The sequence below is a fragment of the Streptomyces sp. NPDC044719 genome, from assembly GCF_056433405.1.
The window spans coordinates 167,305-184,570 of the sequence record NZ_JBWKHE010000004.1 but is presented as its reverse complement, the minus strand read 5'-3'; the positions used below and the strand labels follow the sequence as shown (position 1 = coordinate 184,570).

The 17,266-nt window shown below is 72.3% G+C and carries 18 protein-coding genes; 8 read left to right on the top strand and 10 right to left on the bottom strand.

All coding sequences use genetic code 11. From position 1 onward, the window contains the following. The first annotated feature begins 15 nt into the window (after nt 1-15). A complete protein-coding gene (locus AC07DF_RS16775; protein WP_478971320.1) occupies nt 16-2,481 on the top strand; it encodes a SpoIIE family protein phosphatase in 2,466 nt (821 codons plus the stop codon). 73 nt (nt 2,482-2,554) lie between these two features. Further along, the gene (locus AC07DF_RS16770; protein WP_478971318.1) at nt 2,555-3,796 is read left to right on the top strand and encodes a PP2C family protein-serine/threonine phosphatase; all 1,242 of its coding nucleotides are present in this window, start codon (nt 2,555-2,557) and stop codon (nt 3,794-3,796) included. Nucleotides 3,797-3,807: 11 nt separating this feature from the next. Here AC07DF_RS16770 and AC07DF_RS16765 read toward each other — a convergent pair whose 3' ends face one another. Continuing rightward, complete coding sequence (locus AC07DF_RS16765; protein ID WP_478971316.1) at nt 3,808-4,263, bottom strand: RpiB/LacA/LacB family sugar-phosphate isomerase; 456 nt, start codon at nt 4,261-4,263, stop codon at nt 3,808-3,810. Nucleotides 4,264-4,586: 323 nt separating this feature from the next. Between AC07DF_RS16765 and AC07DF_RS16760 the strand changes: the two genes are divergently transcribed. Both AC07DF_RS16760 and AC07DF_RS16755 read left to right on the top strand, forming a co-directional pair. After that, nucleotides 4,587-5,306, top strand: coding sequence for a lysophospholipid acyltransferase family protein (locus tag AC07DF_RS16760; protein ID WP_478971314.1), 720 nt, complete (start codon nt 4,587-4,589; stop codon nt 5,304-5,306). 60 nt (nt 5,307-5,366) lie between these two features. Then, on the top strand, nt 5,367-6,401 hold the full coding sequence (locus AC07DF_RS16755) for an NAD-dependent epimerase/dehydratase family protein (protein WP_478971312.1): 1,035 nt from the start codon (nt 5,367-5,369) through the stop codon (nt 6,399-6,401). Nucleotides 6,402-6,438: 37 nt separating this feature from the next. Here AC07DF_RS16755 and AC07DF_RS16750 read toward each other — a convergent pair whose 3' ends face one another. The 8 genes from AC07DF_RS16750 to AC07DF_RS16715 form a co-directional block, all read right to left on the bottom strand. Then, nucleotides 6,439-8,040 (bottom strand): alpha/beta hydrolase, encoded by a 1,602-nt coding sequence (locus AC07DF_RS16750; protein WP_478971310.1) that lies wholly within the window; start codon nt 8,038-8,040, stop codon nt 6,439-6,441. 141 nt (nt 8,041-8,181) lie between these two features. Further along, on the bottom strand, nt 8,182-8,955 hold the full coding sequence (locus AC07DF_RS16745; RefSeq protein WP_478971308.1) for an urease accessory protein UreD: 774 nt from the start codon (nt 8,953-8,955) through the stop codon (nt 8,182-8,184). Continuing rightward, nucleotides 8,943-9,623, bottom strand: a complete 681-nt coding sequence (gene ureG / locus AC07DF_RS16740; RefSeq protein ID WP_478971306.1) for an urease accessory protein UreG — start codon at nt 9,621-9,623, stop codon at nt 8,943-8,945. Before ureG ends, AC07DF_RS16745 begins: the two co-directional genes overlap by 13 nt. Before the next feature lie 147 nt (nt 9,624-9,770). After that, nucleotides 9,771-10,445 (bottom strand): urease accessory protein UreF, encoded by a 675-nt coding sequence (locus AC07DF_RS16735; RefSeq protein WP_478971305.1) that lies wholly within the window; start codon nt 10,443-10,445, stop codon nt 9,771-9,773. Between the two features lie 10 nt (nt 10,446-10,455). After that, nucleotides 10,456-12,177, bottom strand: coding sequence for an urease subunit alpha (locus tag AC07DF_RS16730; protein ID WP_478971304.1), 1,722 nt, complete (start codon nt 12,175-12,177; stop codon nt 10,456-10,458). Beyond that, on the bottom strand, nt 12,170-12,481 hold the full coding sequence (locus AC07DF_RS16725) for an urease subunit beta (RefSeq protein WP_478971303.1): 312 nt from the start codon (nt 12,479-12,481) through the stop codon (nt 12,170-12,172). Before AC07DF_RS16725 ends, AC07DF_RS16730 begins: the two co-directional genes overlap by 8 nt. Nucleotides 12,482-12,492: 11 nt before the next feature. Continuing rightward, a complete protein-coding gene (locus AC07DF_RS16720; RefSeq protein ID WP_162468422.1) occupies nt 12,493-12,795 on the bottom strand; it encodes an urease subunit gamma in 303 nt (100 codons plus the stop codon). A gap of 110 nt (nt 12,796-12,905) precedes the next feature. After that, on the bottom strand, nt 12,906-13,553 hold the full coding sequence (locus tag AC07DF_RS16715; protein WP_478971300.1) for a TetR/AcrR family transcriptional regulator: 648 nt from the start codon (nt 13,551-13,553) through the stop codon (nt 12,906-12,908). Between the two features lie 131 nt (nt 13,554-13,684). On the opposite strand from AC07DF_RS16715, the gene AC07DF_RS16710 reads away from it, so the two are divergent. Next, nucleotides 13,685-14,680: an ABC transporter permease gene (locus tag AC07DF_RS16710; protein ID WP_478971298.1), complete on the top strand. Its 996-nt coding sequence runs from the start codon at nt 13,685-13,687 to the stop codon at nt 14,678-14,680. Between the two features lie 117 nt (nt 14,681-14,797). Here AC07DF_RS16710 and AC07DF_RS16705 read toward each other — a convergent pair whose 3' ends face one another. Further along, the gene (locus tag AC07DF_RS16705; RefSeq protein WP_399016148.1) at nt 14,798-15,085 is read right to left on the bottom strand and encodes a type II toxin-antitoxin system Phd/YefM family antitoxin; all 288 of its coding nucleotides are present in this window, start codon (nt 15,083-15,085) and stop codon (nt 14,798-14,800) included. A gap of 90 nt (nt 15,086-15,175) precedes the next feature. Here AC07DF_RS16705 and AC07DF_RS16700 point away from each other — a divergent pair, with 90 nt between their 5' ends. The 3 genes from AC07DF_RS16700 (at nt 15,176) to AC07DF_RS16690 (ending at nt 17,163) form a co-directional block, all read left to right on the top strand. Beyond that, a complete protein-coding gene (locus tag AC07DF_RS16700; RefSeq protein ID WP_478971296.1) occupies nt 15,176-15,811 on the top strand; it encodes an ATP-dependent Clp protease proteolytic subunit in 636 nt (211 codons plus the stop codon). Between the two features lie 7 nt (nt 15,812-15,818). Then, the gene (locus AC07DF_RS16695; protein WP_478971294.1) at nt 15,819-16,127 is read left to right on the top strand and encodes a hypothetical protein; all 309 of its coding nucleotides are present in this window, start codon (nt 15,819-15,821) and stop codon (nt 16,125-16,127) included. Between the two features lie 562 nt (nt 16,128-16,689). Next, the gene (locus tag AC07DF_RS16690) at nt 16,690-17,163 is read left to right on the top strand and encodes a C40 family peptidase (protein WP_478971292.1); all 474 of its coding nucleotides are present in this window, start codon (nt 16,690-16,692) and stop codon (nt 17,161-17,163) included. The last annotated feature ends 103 nt before the right edge of the window (nt 17,164-17,266 follow it).

Genomic DNA, 17,266 nt, shown 5'->3' with positions numbered 1-17,266 from the left:
ACAGAGAGGTCGGCCGTGGGCCCACACGAGGAGTACGGGTTTGCCCGGCGGCGGTTCGACGTGGCCGACGCCGTGCCCCTGCTGCTCGATCCGCAGGGCGTGGTGACGGGCTGGACCGATGACGCCCGGCGGCTGCTGGCGTACCCCGCCGCCGAGGCGGTCGGCAGGAAGCTGTCCGACCTGCTGGCCGCCGAGGACGCGGAGCGCGTGCCCGACCTGGTCGAGCGCTGCCGCAGGGACGGCGGCTGGGCGGGGCTGCTGACGGCCCGCCGCAAGAACGGGCAGCCGGTGCGGGTCATGGCCCGGATCACCTCGACCGAGGAGACGCACCACGGCTCGCGCTGGCTGGTGCTCCTGTCGGAACTGGGCCAGGCCCCGGGCTGGGACATGAGCCGCACGGTTCTGGAACGGATGGTGGCCGACGCTTCCGTGGGCATCGCCATCGTCGACACCGACCTGCGGTTCGTGTGGTCCAACACCGCCCTGGAGCAGTTCGGCGGCGGACCGGCGGCGCGACGGCTCGGGCTGCGCTTCGCGGACGTCCAGCCGGGCATGGACGCCCAGGCGGTCGAGGCGCAGATGCGGCACGTCCTGGAGACCGGCGAGTCGGTCGTCGGGTACGAGCACGTGGGCCAGGTGCGGTCGGCGCCGCTGCGCGAGACGGCGCACATGCTGTCGTTCACCCGGCTCGAGGACGACCGGGGCCACCCGCTGGGCGTGTACTACACGGTCGTCGACATGACCGAGCGGCACCGCGCGCGGCAGCGGCTGGCGCTCCTCGACCGGGCCGGAGAGAGCATCGGCCGCAGTCTGGACATCCCGCGCACCGCGCAGGAGCTGGCCGACGTGGCCGTGCCGGGAGTGGCGGACTTCGTCACCGTGGATCTGCTGGAGGCGGTGCTGCGGGGCGCCGAGCCGGCTCCCGGGCCGCTCGCGGACACGGATCCGGTGGCGCTGCGCCGGGCCGGCCAGCGGTCCGCGCAGGACGACATCCCGCAGGGCGCCCTGGAGGTCGGCGACGTCGCGACCTACCTGGCCGGGTCGCCACCGGTCCGTTGCCTGACCACGGGACGCTCCTGGCGTGCTGAGCGGCTCGATCCGGTGACCCGGGAGTGGGCGACGGACCTTCCGGAGGGGCGCCGGACCGTCACCTTTCTGGAGCTTGACCTGTACAGCGTGATGACCGTGCCGATCCGGTCGCGGGGTACCACTCTGGGCGTCACCACCTTCTTCCGGCGCCACCGCCGGGAGCCCTTCGACGAGGAGGACCTGCACCTGGCCGAGGACCTCGTCGCCCGGGCGGCCGTCTGCCTGGACAACGCCCGGCGCTACACCCGCGAACGCGACGCCGCCCTCGTGCTGCAACGCAGTCTGCTCCCCCACCGGCTTCCCGAGCAGGACGCCGTCGAGGTGGCCGCGTGCTACCGGCCCGCCGACGAGCTGACCGGCCTGGGCGGCGACTGGTACGACCTCATTCCGCTGTCCGGCGGCCGCGTCGCTCTCGTCGTGGGCGAGGTGCCCGGGCACGGCATCGACGCCGCCGCCGCCATGGGGCAGCTGCGGACCGCCGTACGGACCCTGGCCGCCCTGGATCTGCCGCCCGAGGAGGTGCTGGCGCACCTCGACGACCTGGTGGCGCGGTCGGCGCGGGAGGAGGGCGTCGAGCCGGGCGCGGCGGGTGCCGACGGCGGGCGGTCGTCCGTGGGCTCGGGGTGTCTGTACGTGGTCTACGACCCGGTCGACGGCGGCTGCACGATGGCGGCCGCGGGCCACCCGGCCCCGGCCGTGGTCGCGCCCGACCGCTCGGTCACGTTCGTCGATCTGCCGCAGGGGCCACCGCTCGGCGTGGGCGGCCCGCCCTTCGAGGCGGTCGAGCTGTCCCTGGCGGAGGGCAGCACGCTCGCCCTGCACACCGACGGGCTGCTGGCCCGGGGCGAGACCACCTGGGCCGTCGACGCCGGCCGGGAGCGGCTGCGCAGGGCGCTGGAACAGGCGGGACCGCTCGAGTCGTACTGCCTGACCGTGGTCGACGCGCTGGTCCCGGCGCGTCCGTACGACGACGTGGCCCTGCTGATGGCCCGGACGAAACGGCTCGGCACCGAGCAGGTCGCCGCCTGGGACCTGCCCTCCGACCCGGCCGTCGTCGCCGACGCCCGCCGCACGGCCACCCGGCAGCTGGCGCACTGGGGCCTGGACGACCTGGTCTTCACCACGGAACTGGTGGTGAGCGAGCTGGTCACCAACGCCATCCGGTACGCCACCGGCTCGATCCGGCTCCGGCTGATCCGGGAGCGCGCCCTGGTCTGCGAGGTCTTCGACGGCGGTGCCACCGCGCCCCATCTGCGCCATCCCCGTACGACGGACGAGGGCGGTCGCGGTCTGCTGCTGGTCTCCCAGCTGACCCAGCGGTGGGGCACCCGGTTCGTCCCCGACGGGAAGATCATCTGGGCGGAGCAGTCGCTGACGGACCTCACGGAGTGATGCCGGGCGAACCCCGGGCCGCATTCGGCCATACCGTGTGAAAATAGATGATCCCGGCAGTGGTGAGGCGACCATGACGGATCCGGAGATCGATTACGCCGCGGTGTTCCATGCACTGCCCGGCATGGTGGCGCTGCTGACGCCCGAGCTCGTGTACGCGGACGCCAACGAGGAGTTCGTCCGCGTGTCCGGCCGCTCCCGCGACCGGCTGATCGGCCGCTATCTGTTCGACGTGTTCCCGGACAACCCCAACAACCCGGCCGCGACGGGCATGCGCAATCTGGAGGCCTCGCTGCACCGGGTCCTGGCGACCGGGGAGCGTGACGCCATGGCGCTGCAGCGCTACGACGTCGAGGATCCCGAGCGGCCCGGGGAGTGGGAGGAGCGCTACTGGAGCCCGGTGAACGCGCCCCTGCTCGGCCCAGACGGCAAGGTGGCGCTGATCCTGCACCGCGTCGAGGAGGTCACGGAGCTGATCCGGGCCCGGGGCCGCTCCGGGGGCAACCGGGGCAGCCGGGCCCGTGTCCTGGAGGCCGAGCTGTACACCCGCGCCCGGGAGCTCCAGGAGCTCAACGACCGGCTGCGCCAGGCGCACTCACGGGAGCGGGAGGTGGCCCTGGCCCTGCAGGAGGCGATGCTGCCCGACCGCCGCCAGGTCGGACACCACCACCGGGCCGCCGTCCGCTACCGGCCCGCCGTGGGCGCGCTCAACGTCTGCGGGGACTGGTACGACCTGGTCGACCTGGTCGGCGGCCACCGGGTCGGGGTGTCCGTGGGCGACGTGGTCGGGCACGGACTGCAGGCCGCCGGCGTCATGGGCCAGTTGCGCAGCGCGCTCAGCGCGGCCTCCCGGGTCGCCGAGGGCCCGGCCCAGGCGCTGGACGTGCTGGGGCGCTACGCGCACGTGGTCGGCGGCGCCGAGTCGGCGACCGCGGTGACGACGTTCATCGACTTCGACCGGCACACCATCACCTACAGCAGTGCCGGCCATCCCCCGCCCGTACTGGTCCACGCCGACGGCCGGGCGGAGCTGCTCGACGGGGCCACGGACACCCCGCTCGACGCCCGCCCCGACCCGATTCCAAGACCCCAGGCGGACACCTCGTACGCGCCGGGCGCGACCCTCGTCCTCTACACCGACGGGCTGATCGAGCGGCGCGATGAGGACATCGACACCGGTCTGGGCCGCCTCGCCGACGCGCTGGCCCGGAACCGGGACCAGGACCCCGAGACCCTCGCCGACACCGTCCTGCTGGAACTACTGCCGCCCGGCGGCGCCACCGACGACACCGCGCTGGTCATCGTGCGGCTGTGACGGGGTGTGGCCTACAGCCGGTTCCGCCCGTGATCGAGCAGCCGGACACGGTCCACGTTCTGCCGGTCCTCGGTGTCGCCGCTGGGCTCGCCCGCGAACCAGGCGTCGAGGATCTCCGTCAGCAGCGGCTCGGACGTCAGCCGCAGGCTGAGCGCGAGGACGTTGGCGTCGTTCCAGCGGCGCGCCCCGTCGGCCGTGTAGGCGTCCGTGCACAGGGCGGCGCGTACGCCCGGCACCTTGTTCGCGGCGATCGAGGCGCCCGTGCCGGTCCAGCAGCACACCACGGCCTGGTCGGCCGTCCCGTCGGCGACCTCACGGGCCGCGGCCTCGGAGCACACCGCCCACTGCGGGTCGCTCCCGGAGCGCAGGGCCCCGTGCGGCCGCACCTCGTGCCCCCGGCTCCGCAGCGCGGCCACGAGGGCTCGGGCGACGGGCTCGTCCATGTCCGAGGAAACAGAGATCCGCATGCTGCGCAGACTACTCGCCCGGGCCGCAAGAACCAGCGGCCGGCCAGGCACCAACGCGACCCGGCCATGCCACTCTTTCGGCTTGCCGGTCACCCGTACGGACCAGCAGGCTGGTCCCGCGGTTCTCCCCAGCCGCATGAGCACCACCGGACACCCCAGCCCGACTGACTGACCGTCAGTCAATAGGTGAAGGATCGACGAGGTCCCGCCGCACGAGGTGCCCGGTGGCTGCGCCTGCACCTACACTGGCACCCCACGACACGCCGGTTGACCTGCTGGAACGCGGCGGTTGAGTTCACCGCCAGAGTCGAGGAGCGCCCGCTTTGTTCTACTACCTGCTGAAATACGTACTGCTGGGCCCCCTGCTGCGACTGGTCTTCCGGCCTCGAATAGAGGGTCTGGAGCACGTGCCGTCGGAGGGCGCCGCCATCGTCGCCGGCAATCACCTGTCGTTCTCGGACCACTTCCTGATGCCCGCGATCCTCAAGCGGCGCATCACCTTCCTCGCGAAGGCCGAGTACTTCACGGGCCCGGGCCTCAAGGGCCGGCTGACGGCCTTCTTCTTCCGCAGCGCGGGGCAGATCCCGGTCGACCGCTCGGGCAAGGACGCCGGCCAGGCCGCGATCCGCGAGGGCCTCGGCGTGCTGAGCAAGGGCGAGTTGCTCGGCATCTACCCCGAGGGCACGCGCTCGCACGACGGCCGGCTCTACAAGGGCAAGGTCGGTGTCGCCGTGATGGCGCTCAGGGCCGGCGTCCCGATCATCCCCTGCGCGATGATCGGCACCTTCGAGGCCCAGCCGCCCGGCAAGGTCATCCCGAACATCCACCCCGTCGTGATCCGCTTCGGCAAGCCCCTCGACTTCTCCCGCTACGAAGGCATGGAGAACGAGAAGGCCATCCTGCGCGCCGTCACCGACGAGCTCATGTACGCGATCCTCTCCCTGTCCGAGCAGGAGTACGTCGACCAGTACGCGGCCGTCGTGAAGGCCGAGGAGGCCGCCGCCGCGAAGGAGCGGAAGTTCCCGCGCATGCCGCTCAGTTGAGACCTCTGCTGTCGGCAGAAGCGCAGATGGCCCGGCCATCGGCCATCGTACGGTCGTCGCATGACACGTGCTGTGGTGATCGGAGCGACGGGACAGATCGGACGGGTGGCCGTGGGGGCGCTGGCCCGGGACGGCTGGGAGGTGACGGCCGTATCGCGGGGCGGCGGCCGGCACCCCGGGTGGCCGGACGGCGTACGGGCCGTGCGGGCCGACCGGGAGGACGACGCGGCGCTGTCCGCGGCGGTCGGTGACGGCTGCGACGTCCTGGTGGACATGGTGGCGTTCGACGCCGGGCACGCGCGGCAGTTGACGGGGCTGGCCGGGCGGGTCGGCTCGGCGGTGGTGATCTCCAGCGTGTCGGTGTACGAGGACGACCAGGGCCGCGGCTTCGACACGCAGAGCGAACCCGGGGGCTTTCCCGAGTATCCGGTGCCGCTGACGGAGAATCAGCGCACGGTGTCACCGGGTGACGCCTCGTACAGCACCCGGAAGGCGGCGCTGGAGCGCGAACTCCTCGCGGCGGGCGACCGGTTGCCGACCACGCTGCTGCGCGCGGGCGCCATCCACGGGGCGCACTGCCGGGCCCCGCGTGAGCTGTACATCGTGAAGCGCAACCTCGACGGCCGGCGGCGGCGCGTGCTCGCCCACGGCGGCGAGAGCCGGTTCCATCCGGCGAGCGCCCACACGATCGCCGAGCTGATCCGGCTGGCCGCCGCCCGGCCGGGCGCCCGCGTCCTGAACGCCGTGGACCCGGACGCGCCGACGGTGGCCAGGATCGCGGCGGAGATCGACGCTGTGATGGGCGTACGGACCGAGGACGTGCTCGTGGACGGTCCCCCGCCCGCGCCCGGTGTGGGCGAAACGCCCTGGTCGGTGCCGATGCCCGTGGTGTGCGACATGTCGGCGGCGGAACGCGAGCTGGGCTACCGGCCGGTGGCGCGGTATGCGGACACCCTGCCGGAGACGGTCGCCTGGATCGAGGAACAACTCGCCGCGCGGGACTGGCGGGAGGCCTACCCGAAGATGGTCCAGGCGTATGGCGACCTGTTCGACTACGCGGCGGAGGACGCCTGGCTGGCGGAGCGGGACGGCTGAGGGGGGCGGCCGAACGGCCGCCCCCCCCCGGCCGTGACTACGGCTTGGGCGTGGCGTGCGGCGCGCAGGTCACATCGCGGCCGTCCAGCTCGCCGGTGAGCAAGTAGGTGTCCACCCGCTCGTTGACGCACGGGTTGACCAGCCCGGTGACGCCGTGCGAGCCGGCGCCCTTCTCGGTGATCAGGCGGGAGCCCTTGAACCGCTTGTGCAGTTCGACGGCGCCCTCGTACGGCGTGGCCGCGTCGCGCTCCGACTGGACGATGAGCACGCCGGGCAGCCCCTTGCCGCTCTTGACGTCCAGCGGCGTCCGCTGCTTGGCGGGCCAGGTGGCGCACGGCAGGTTCATCCAGGCGTTGGCCCAGGTCATGAACGGGTGGTCCTTGTGGAGCCGGGTGTTGTCGCGGTCCCACCGCTGCCAGCTGGTGGGCCACTTGGCGTCGGCGCACTCCACGGCCGTGTAGACGGCGTTGCCGTTCTCCGAGGCGGCGTTGCCCGTCGTGTCGGACAGGTCGGGAGCGGCGGCGTCGACCAGCGCCTGGGTGTCGCCGGCGACGTACTTGCTGAAGACCGCGGCGACCGGGGCCCACTGGGAGTCGTAGTACGGGGCGCTCTGGAAGAAGGAGATCAGCTCGGCCGGGCCGACGACCCCGCCGAGCGGGCTCTTCTTGGCGGTGGCGCGCAGCTTCAGCCACTGCTGCTGGACCTCGGCGCGGGTGTCGCCCAGGTGGTAGGTCGCGTCGTTCTTCGCGACCCAGTCCTGCCAGTCCTTCCAGCGGCCCTCGAAGGCGACGTCCTGGTCCAGGTTGGCCTGGTACCAGATCTTCTCGCGGGACGGGTTGACGACGCTGTCGACGACCATGCGGCGCACGTGGCCCGGGAAGAGGGTGCCGTAGACGGCGCCGAGGTAGGTGCCGTAGGAGACGCCCAGGAAGTTGAGCTTCTTCTCGCCGAGGGCGGCGCGGATGACGTCGAGGTCGCGCGCGGTGTTCGGCGTGGTCATGTGCGGCAGCATCCAGCCGCTGCGCTCCTGGCAGCCCTCGGCGTACTCGCGGGCCAGCTTGCGCTGGGCGAGCTTGTCGGCCTCGGAGTCGGGCACCGGGTCGGCCTTGGGCGCCTTGACGAACTCCTGCGGGTCCACACAGGAGATGGGCGTCGACTTGCCGACGCCCCGCGGGTCGAAGCCCACGAAGTCGTAGGCCTTGGCCGCGTTGGCCCATACCGGGTTCTTGCTGGTGACCCGGGCCGGGAAGCGCAGTCCGGAGCCGCCGGGGCCGCCGGGGTTGTACAGGAGCGCGCCCTGCCGCTCGGCCTGCGTGCCCGTGTTGCCGATGCGGTCGACGGCGAGCTTGATCTGCTTGCCGTGCGGCTTGGCGTAATCGAGCGGAACGGTGACGTACCCGCACTGGATCGGCTTGGCCAGGTTCCAGTCGGCTGGGCAGTCCTGCCAGTCGATACCGGCCTTCGCGGCCCGGGCGGCGGCGACCGCGGCGCCGCGCGCCTCGCGGTCCTGGCCGTGGCGGGTGCCCGCGCTCGCGTTCGCCGAGGGCGCCGCGACGGCGCCGGCTATCAGCGTGGCCGTGACGAGTGCTCCGGCCGAACCGAGCGCCGTCACCCGCCTCTTCGGTCTCGTACCCCTCAAGGGGGACCTCCCCGTACATCGTTGCGATCAGTACGGGGATCCTCGCGGCTGCGAGGTTGCTGAGAACAGGGTCCGTCGCGCTTCTTTGCCAATCCGATAAACGGAGAATGAGTTCTGTACTGCGGACGCCCGTTCGAGCGCCTATGTGAGGGACTTCAGCGCCTCGTCGAGCAGCCGCCGCAGCGTCAGCGCGTCCGGCGCCACGGCGGTCACCAGCGCCGCCGGCCCGCCGAGCGGCACGACCGAGGCTCCCTCCCCCAGCGCCCGGGACGTCACCGGCTCGGCGGCGAACTCAGGTCGCACCACGACCAGTTGCCCGACCGCCCGGTGTCCCGCGAGCACGGCGGGCCCGTCCCAGCCGCCCGGCGCACCGGGCCCGCAGGCCAGCTCCTGGTCGAGCACGGCCCGCTCGGCGATCCGCACGGTCAGACGGCTCGTCAGCCGTCCGGGTTCCTCACCGACGCGCCCGAGCACCTGCTCCTCGCGCAGCACGAGCCGGGCCGTGGCGGCGAGTTCGACACGGGTCGCGACGTAGAGGTCGCTGCCCTGGGCGGAGATCAACTGCTCCGGAAGCCAGTGCAGTTCGGCACCGTCGGCGACACCGAGCCGTACGTCGTAGCGTGCCCCGCGCTTCGTCTGACCCGGCAGCGCGATGGTGGCGGCGGCCGACCCGACCGACAGCCGGGCCCCCTCCTCCACCCGGGCGTCCACGGTGAAGTGGTCGCCGCCGAGCGGCCCGCTCATCGCCCCGACGAGCATGACCCGCGCCTCGGGGCCACCGGCCCGGGTCCGCCGCAGCGCCAGGGGTCCGTCGCTCTCCAGCACAGGCAGGGAGGTCCCGCCCCGGCCGTCGTCCCGGGCGACGATCCGGGCCACGGACCGCACCCCGGCACCGTGCACGCTCACACCGTCCACGCGGCGAGCCGGGCCCGCACCCACGCGGCGACCTCCGTCACCCCGGACTCGCTCCGCAACGACTGGAAGACGACCGGCAGTTCGGCCCGCTGCGCCTTGGCGTCGGCCGCCATGCGCGCGAGGTCGGAGCCGACGTACGGCGCGAGGTCGGTCTTGTTGACGACGAGCAGGTCGGCGGTGGTCACGCCCGGCCCGCCCTTGCGCGGGATGTCATCGCCCCCGGCCACGTCGATCACGAAGATCTGCGCGTCGACGAGCCCCTTGGAGAAGGTCGCGGTGAGGTTGTCCCCACCGGACTCCACAAGGACCAGGTCCAGGGGCCCGACGGCGTCCTCCAGGTCCTCCACCGCTTCCAGGTTGGCGGAGATGTCGTCCCGGATCGCGGTGTGCGGGCAGGCGCCCGTCTCCACGGCGGTGATCCGCTCGGGCGGCAGCACGGCTTCCCGGAGCAGGAACTCGGCGTCCTCCCGGGTGTAGATGTCGTTGGTGACGACCGCGAGGGACAGCTCGTCCCGCAACGCCCGGCAGAGCGCGGCGACGGTGGCGGTCTTGCCGGAACCGACGGGTCCGCCGAGTCCGATGCGGAGCGCTCTGCGGGTGCCGTCGGGGCGGTGCGCGTCCGCGCTTACGGCTGTGGGGGCGTCGGGGTTGGGGTGGTCGAGGTGCATGTGCGGCTCCTGGTGGGGCGGGCCCTGGTTCGGGGCGACCGGGTTCGGGGTGGCGGGCGCTGGTGTCGGGGTGCGGGTGGGTGGGGGTTTCTCGCGCAGTTCCCCGCGCCCCTGAGGAGGTGGGTCTGCGCGGCGTTCACAGGGCAGCTACGAGGCGAACAGCCGTACCGGCCACCCCGCGTGCGCCTCCGCCCCGATCTCCAGCAGTGGGGCGGAGCCCGCCGGCAACGCCTCGAACCCCTCGTCGACGACTCTCCGGGCCGCCTCCACCGCCCGGTCCACGACCCGGTCCAGCTCCGGCGCGAGCCGGGCCAGCACCCCTGTCGCGTCGAAGGGGTCCAGGCTCAGCAGCCGCACCGTCGCCGTGGCCGGGCCGCTCACGCTCTCGTACGCCGCGCAGTACGCCGCGTCGACCGGCCCCAGTCCGGCCGCCCGTGCCGTCAGTCCGAGCACCACCGGCTGATGGGCGCCCTTGGGGAACTCCCGTGCCAGCGCGTCCAGTTCGGTGGACGGCCAGGTCGACCGGGCGGCTCGCATCAGCTGGCGCCCCAGCTTGCGCGCGGCGAGCCGCAGCGCGGGGGACGGAGTACGGGCGTCCGCCGCGCGGTCCAGCGCGACGGGGTCGATCCCGAGCGCCGCGGCGGCGGACAGCGCCGCGGCCACCGATCCGGCCGTGTGCAGGCGCCCCCGGCAGAAGTCCGCGAGGCTCGCCGCCCCCTTGATCCGCCCGGCCTTGACCGCGGCCTCGGCCCCGCCGGAGTGTGCGTGACCGCCGGCGGGAAAGCGGCCGTCGGCCAGGACGAGAAGCGCTGCTCGTGACATCAGGGCGTCCTCAGAACAGGAAGTAGCGCTGGGCCATGGGAAGTTCGGCCGCGGGCGCCGCCTCGACCAGTTCGCCGTCGATGTGCACCGCGAAGCTGTCGGGGTCGACCCGCACGTTGGGGCGCGCGTCGTTCTCCCGCATGTCGGCCTTGGTGACCCCGCGCGTCGACTCGATCGCCACGAACCGCTTGCCGAGCCCCAGCCGGTCCGGCAGCCCGTCCTCGACGGCCAGGGGGGCGACGAAGTTCAGGGAGTTGGCGGCCGGTGCCCGCCCGATCGCCCCGTACATCGGGCGCGGCAGCACCGGCTGGGGCGTGGGGATCGAGGCGTTCGCGTCGCCCATCTGCGCGTAGGCGATCTGCCCGCCCTTGATGACGAGCTGCGGCTTGACGCCGAAGAACGCCGGCTCCCACAGCACCAGGTCGGCCAGCTTGCCGCTCTCGACCGACCCGATCTCCCGGGCCAGGCCCTGGGCGAGCGCCGGATTGATCGTGTACTTGGCGACATAGCGACGGGCCCGGCGGTTGTCGGCGCGTCCGTCTCCGGGCAGAGCACCGCGCCGCCGCTTCATCACGTGCGCGGTCTGCCAGGTCCGCATCACGACCTCGCCGACGCGCCCCATGGCCTGGGAGTCGGAGGAGATGATCGAGATCGCGCCCAGATCGTGCAGCACGTCCTCCGCGCCGATCGTGGACGGCCGGATCCGGGACTCCGCGAAGGCCAGGTCCTCCGGCACCGCCGGGTTGAGATGGTGGCAGACCATCAGCATGTCGAGGTGTTCCTCGGCGGTGTTGACGGTGAACGGCCGGGTCGGATTGGTGGAGCTCGGCAGCACGTACGACTCGGAGACCACGGTCATGATGTCCGGCGCGTGCCCGCCGCCCGCGCCCTCGGTGTGGTACGCGTGGATGCCCCGCCCGGCGATCGCGGCGAGCGTGTCGCCGACGAAGCCGGCCTCGTTGAGCGTGTCGGTGTGGATGGCGACCTGGATGCCGGTCCGCTCGGCCACGGTCAGCGAGGCGTCGATGACAGCCGGGGTCGAGCCCCAGTCCTCGTGCAGCTTCAGGCCGAGCGCGCCGCCACGGATCTGCGACAGCATCGCCTCGTGCGAGACGGTGTTGCCCTTGCCGAGCAGGCCGATGTTGAGCGGATAGGCCTCCATCGCCTCCAGCATCCGGGCGAGATGCCAGGGGCCGGGGGTCACGGTGGTCGCCTTGGAGCCCTCGGATGGGCCCGTACCGCCGCCGACGAGGGTCGTGATGCCCGACGAGAGCGCCTCGTCGGCGATCTGCGGGCAGATGAAGTGGACGTGCGCGTCGATCGCGCCGGCCGTGAGGATCCGCCCGTTGCCGGCGATGATCTCTGTCTCCGGGCCGATGACCAGGTCCGGGTGGACGCCGTCCATGGTGTCGGGGTTGCCGGCCTTGCCGATGCCGGTGATCCGCCCGTCGCGGATGCCGACGTCGGCCTTGACGATCCCCCAGTGGTCGATGATCACCGCGCCGGTGATCACGGTGTCCGGGGTGCCGTCCGCCCGCGTGACACGCGCCTGGCCCATGGACTCGCGGATGACCTTGCCACCGCCGAACACGGCCTCGTCACCGGCGCGTCCGGGGCCGCCCGAGCGGTCCTCCTCGATCTCCACCAGCAGGTCGGTGTCGGCGAGCCGGATCCGGTCGCCGGTCGTCGGGCCGAACAGGTCGGCGTACGCGGCACGCGAGATCTCAGGCATCGAGGGCACCTCCGGTCTCACCGCGCAGACCCGGCACGACACGGGCGCCGGTGAGCGGAACGAGTTCGACGTCGACGGGGATCCCGGGTTCGAAGCGCACGGCCGTGCCCGCGGCGACGTTCAGCCGCTTTCCGCGGGCCACGGCGCGGTCGAACTCCAGGCCGGGGTTGGCCTCGGCGAAGTGGTAGTGGGAGCCGACCTGGACGGGCCTGTCGGCGGCGTTGAGGACGGTGAGGCGGGTGACCTCGCGGCCCTCGTTGTACGCAATCGGGTCCTCGGCGAAGAGGATCTCTCCGGGAATCACGGCGGCCCCCGTCAGACGATCGGGTCGTGGACGGTGACGAGCTTGGTGCCGTCCGGGAAGGTGGCCTCGACCTGGACGTCGTGGATCATCTCCGGGATGCCGTCCATGACGTCGTCCCGGGTGAGCAGCTTGCGTCCGGATGACATGAGCTCGGCGACGGTACGGCCGTCACGGGCGCCTTCGAGGATGTGCGAGGTGATGAGCGCGACCGCCTCGGGATGGTTCAGCCTCAGCCCGCGGGCCCTGCGCTTCTCGGCCACGTCGGCCGCGACGTGGATCAGCAGTCTCTCTTGCTCGTGCGGGGTCAGTTGCACGTCCCACCTCACAGTCCTCGCTCCGGACCGTGCGGGGCCCGGCTGCCGCAGCCCCGGGGAAAAGCCCTGGTGGCGTGGCGGCAGGCTAGTTGGACCGAGTTTCGGGCACGTTAACCGAGCTGTGATCCGCCGGATGCGGCGTGGTCGTCCCGCATGCTCATCAGCGCGCGCAGACCGTCCCGGAGGGTGTCGACCGGGGCGGGTCCGAAGAGGGACTGCTGCGCGATGAAGCCGAGGACGGCGGCGATCATCGTGCGGGCCACGTCGTCCGGCTCCACGTCCGCCCGCATCATCCCGGCTTTCTGGTACCCCTCGACGGTCATCGCCCAGGCCGCGCGGACCGAGCCGTAGCCCTCCCTCAGGATGGCCGCCAGCTCCTCGTTGCGCAGGGTCTCCGTCCACACCTGGATGACGAGCCGCGGAAACGCGGGCCTGCCGTCCACGACCAGGGACTCGCGGGCGGCGAGTGTCCTGCCGAGCACGGAGGCGACGAGCTCGTCCGGCGGCGGGGGCGGACTCTGCCGCGCCGCCTCCTCGAAGGCCGCACGGACCGAACCGAGCACCTCGGCGACGATCGCGCCGATCAGCTCCTCCTTGCCGCTGAAGTAGCGGTACACCGCGCCCGCCGAGAGGTCGGCCTCCTTCAGCACGTCCTGCATCGACGTGGCGTGGAAGCCGTTGCGGGCGAAGCAGAGCGCGGCGGCGTCGAGGATCTGACGGCGGCGGGCATCGAGGTGTTCCTGGGAGACGCGGGCCATGGTCCACAACGTAAAACGAATATTCATTCTTGACAAGTGGCCGCAGGGCGCGCACGGTGAATGAGAGGGAAAACGAACGATCCTTCTTTTAACTGTCCGGCTCCGCCGTCCGCCACTCGCAGGAGACACTCATGTCCGCCAGCCCCGACCGCCGCGTGATCGCGGTCATCGTCCTCGTGCCCGTGCTCGCGGCCCTGGCCCTGTGGGCCTTCGCCTGGCCGGCCGCCCGCACCGCGCCGCGCGACCTGCCCCTGGGCGTGGCGGGACCGCCCGCCGCGACGGCGCAGGCCGAGAAGCGGCTGGAGCTCCACGAGGGCGCCTTCGAGATCCACCGCTACGCCGACGAGGCCACGGCCCGGGACGCCATCGAGGACCGGACCGTGTACGGCGCCGTGGTGGTCACACCCCAGGGGCCCGAACTGCTCACCGCGTCCGCGGCCGGACCGGCCGTGGCCCAGCTGCTCCAGCAGGCCGTGACCCAGCAGGCCGCCGCCGAAGGCGCGCAGGTCAGGACGGTCGACGTCGTCGCCGCCCCGGAGAACGACCCACGCGGCGCGGGAATGACCGCCGCCGTACTGCCCCTCGCCCTGGCCGGCATCGCGGCGGGCGCGGTGGTCACCCTGCTGGGGCTGCGCGGCGTCCGGGCCGTGATCGCGCTGCTCGGCGCGTCCGCCCTGGTAGGGGTGGTCGCGGCCGGGATCGCACACAGCTGGCTCGGGGTGCTCACGGGCGACTGGTGGGCGGAGGCCGCCGTGCTCGGGCTGTCGGCACTGGCCGTCAGCGGCGCCGTCGCCGGACTCGCCGCCCTGATCGGCAACGCCGGCATCGGTATCACCGCGGCCGTGCTGATGCTCCTCGGCAACCCCTTCTCCGGAGCGGCCACGGCACCTCAGATGCTGCCGGAGCCGGCCGGGGCCATCGGCCAGTGGCTGCCCCCCGGCGCGGGTGCGACGCTGCTGCGCTCGGTGGCGTACTTCGACGGCGCGGCGGCGGCCGGCCCCGCCCTGACGCTGACGTGGTGGGCGGCCCTGGGCCTGGGCGCCGTACTGCTGGGCAGTTCGCTCAAGACGCGGAGGACCGCCGGCGAGCGCGCGACCGCCGGGCGGGAGCCGGCGCCCGTCGGCTGAGCCGTCGCCCGTCGGCTGAGCCGTCGCCCTGCAGGAAGCCGCCCGCGCACGGAAACGACCGTGCACCCCCGCTGTAGCGGACGGGGGTGCACGGTCTTCCGTCCGCCCGGCTCCGGACTACGCCGGGTTGGCCCCCCGGTGCTCCGCCGCGATCCCGAACCGCCGGTGTTCGCGAGGAGCGGACGCTACCTCTCGGACCGTGGAGACGGCGCTGATCACCTGCTCCTCGGCGGGCTCCGCGAGCTCCTGCGCCTCCTCGAGTCGCCGCAGGTCATCGGCTGAGACGAGGGCGACGAGGGGCTTGCCGTGCCGGGTGACGACGACGCGCTCGCCGGCGTACACCACGCGGTTGATCAGGTCGGCGAGCTCAGCCCTGGCTTGCGTCACCGGAATCTCGTAGGCCATGTGCCCATCATAACGTGACGTACGTCCTGTACATTTTTTACAGAGGAAGCTGTCGCCGGAGACAGCTCTGCCCGCGAGGAGGGGTTCCCCATGACCCGACCGTCCGCCCGTCACGTGCTGCCCGAGTTCACCGAACGCACGAGTTCCGGGCAACGGACCATGGACCCGTACTCGAAGCTGATGGAGGAGCGGATCGTCTTCCTCGGGGCGCCGGTGGACGAGATCTCGGCGAACGACGTGATGGCCCAGTTCATGTACCTCGAGCACCAGGCCCCGGACCGCGACATCCAGCTCTACATCAACTCCCCCGGCGGCGCGTTCCACGCGATGACGGCCCTCTACGACACGATGCGCTACGTCACGTGTGACGTGGAGACGGTCTGCCTGGGCCAGGCCGGGGCGGCCGCCACCGTGCTGCTGGCGGCGGGCACGCCGGGCAAGCGGTCCATGCTGCCGGACGCGCGTCTGGTGATCCATCAGCCCGCCCTGCCCGAGCCGGTCCAGGGGCAGGCCAGCGATCTGGCGATCCAGGCCGACGAGCTGATGCGGATCCGGACCCGTATGGAGGAGATGCTCGCGCGGCACACCGGCCGTACCCGGGAGCAGGTGAGCGAGGACATCGAGCGGGAGAAGGTCCTCACCGCCCAGGAGGCGGTGGAGTACGGCCTGGTGGACCGGATCGTCCCCAACCGCAAGGCCACCATGGCCGCGCCGACCGGAAGGTGAGCCGCCGGTGCTGCCGCCCGAACTGCCTCCACTGCCCGCCCTGACCCGCGCGGAGGCGGAGCTGATCGACCGTTACCTCGAGGTCGTGGACCTGCTCGGCCGGATCAATCCGGCGCTGCACGGCGACACCTATCGCGGACTGCGCGCGGCCCAGGCCCTGGTCGGCAAGGCGACCGCGCTGCGTGACGCGCTGGCCCTGATGCACCGGCGGGGCGAGACGGAACTGCACGCCGACACACTGGCCCGGGCGCTGCGGGTGCTGGACGGGGAGCGCCGCACCGCGCGCGTCACCCTGCCCCCGGAGTCCGTCGGTTGACGCGGATCCGGCCGATCCGACGGCCCCGGAGGCCCGCTCTGTGGACGTGACGTCCGGGCCTGAGTCGAAACGAGCCAAACGACGTACCGCTGTTCGGAGTAGACGGGACACCAATTTTTGGACCGTCACGGTTGCGCGGCGCACGGGACGGAGGGGCGGAATGGGACATTCCATCGCTGGTCCGGCGGTGCGCGGGGTGGTGGACACCCGCTCGAACACTGACGTGTCCACCCGAACGGGTGAGTGGTGAGTAACAACACAAATCCCCGGTTCCGTTGGGATTTCATGACAACCATCAGTCAAGATCCCTGACTGACGACAAGACCCCGCCACAGCGGCGGGGCGATCCGGGCGGACGCCGAGTCCTGCCGCCGCCTGGATGACCGGTCGACAGGAGTGGATCGGCAGGAGTGGAGGACCCAAGCACGACGGGTCGCCGGGACGGTCACGCCATGACCGGGCCCGAGCAGCCCTTGGGGTGAAGCCGCGTCAGCGGCCGGGCAACTTCGCCAGCCCGAATCCGACAGGTCATCCTTCACAGGCGGCTGACGAAGGGTTGCGCATGACTGCGCTCAATCGTGTCCCGTCGCTCATGGCCCGAGCCGGTACGGCCTCGGCCCTCACCATCGCCGCCGTGGGCGGCTCGATCGTGGCCCCGGGCTTCTCCTCCGAGGCAGCGGCCGCCACGCCGGCGACCAAGGCACTCCAGATAGCGGCCTCGAAGAAGGGATCGCCCTACAAGTACGGCGCCACCGGCCCGCACCGGTTCGACTGCTCGGGCCTGACGCTGTACTCGTTCAAGAAGGTCGGCAAGAAGCTGCCGCGCACGGCCGCCCAGCAGTACAACAAGACCCGCCACATCTCCGCCAAGAACCGCAAGGCGGGAGACCTGGTGTTCTTCCACTCGGGCCGGAACGTGTACCACGTCGGCATCTACGCGGGTAAGAACAAGCTCTGGCACTCCCCGAAGAGCGGGGACGTGGTGCGGCTGCAGAAGATCTGGACCAAGAGCGTCTGGTACGGGCGCGTGAAGTGATCCGCCCGGCGTGGGGGGGGGGGGGGGGGGGGGGGCCCCCCCCCCCCCCAAAGAGGGACCAACACCTTCCTAGGTGCTTTTCCTCCCCCTTTCCCAACCACCC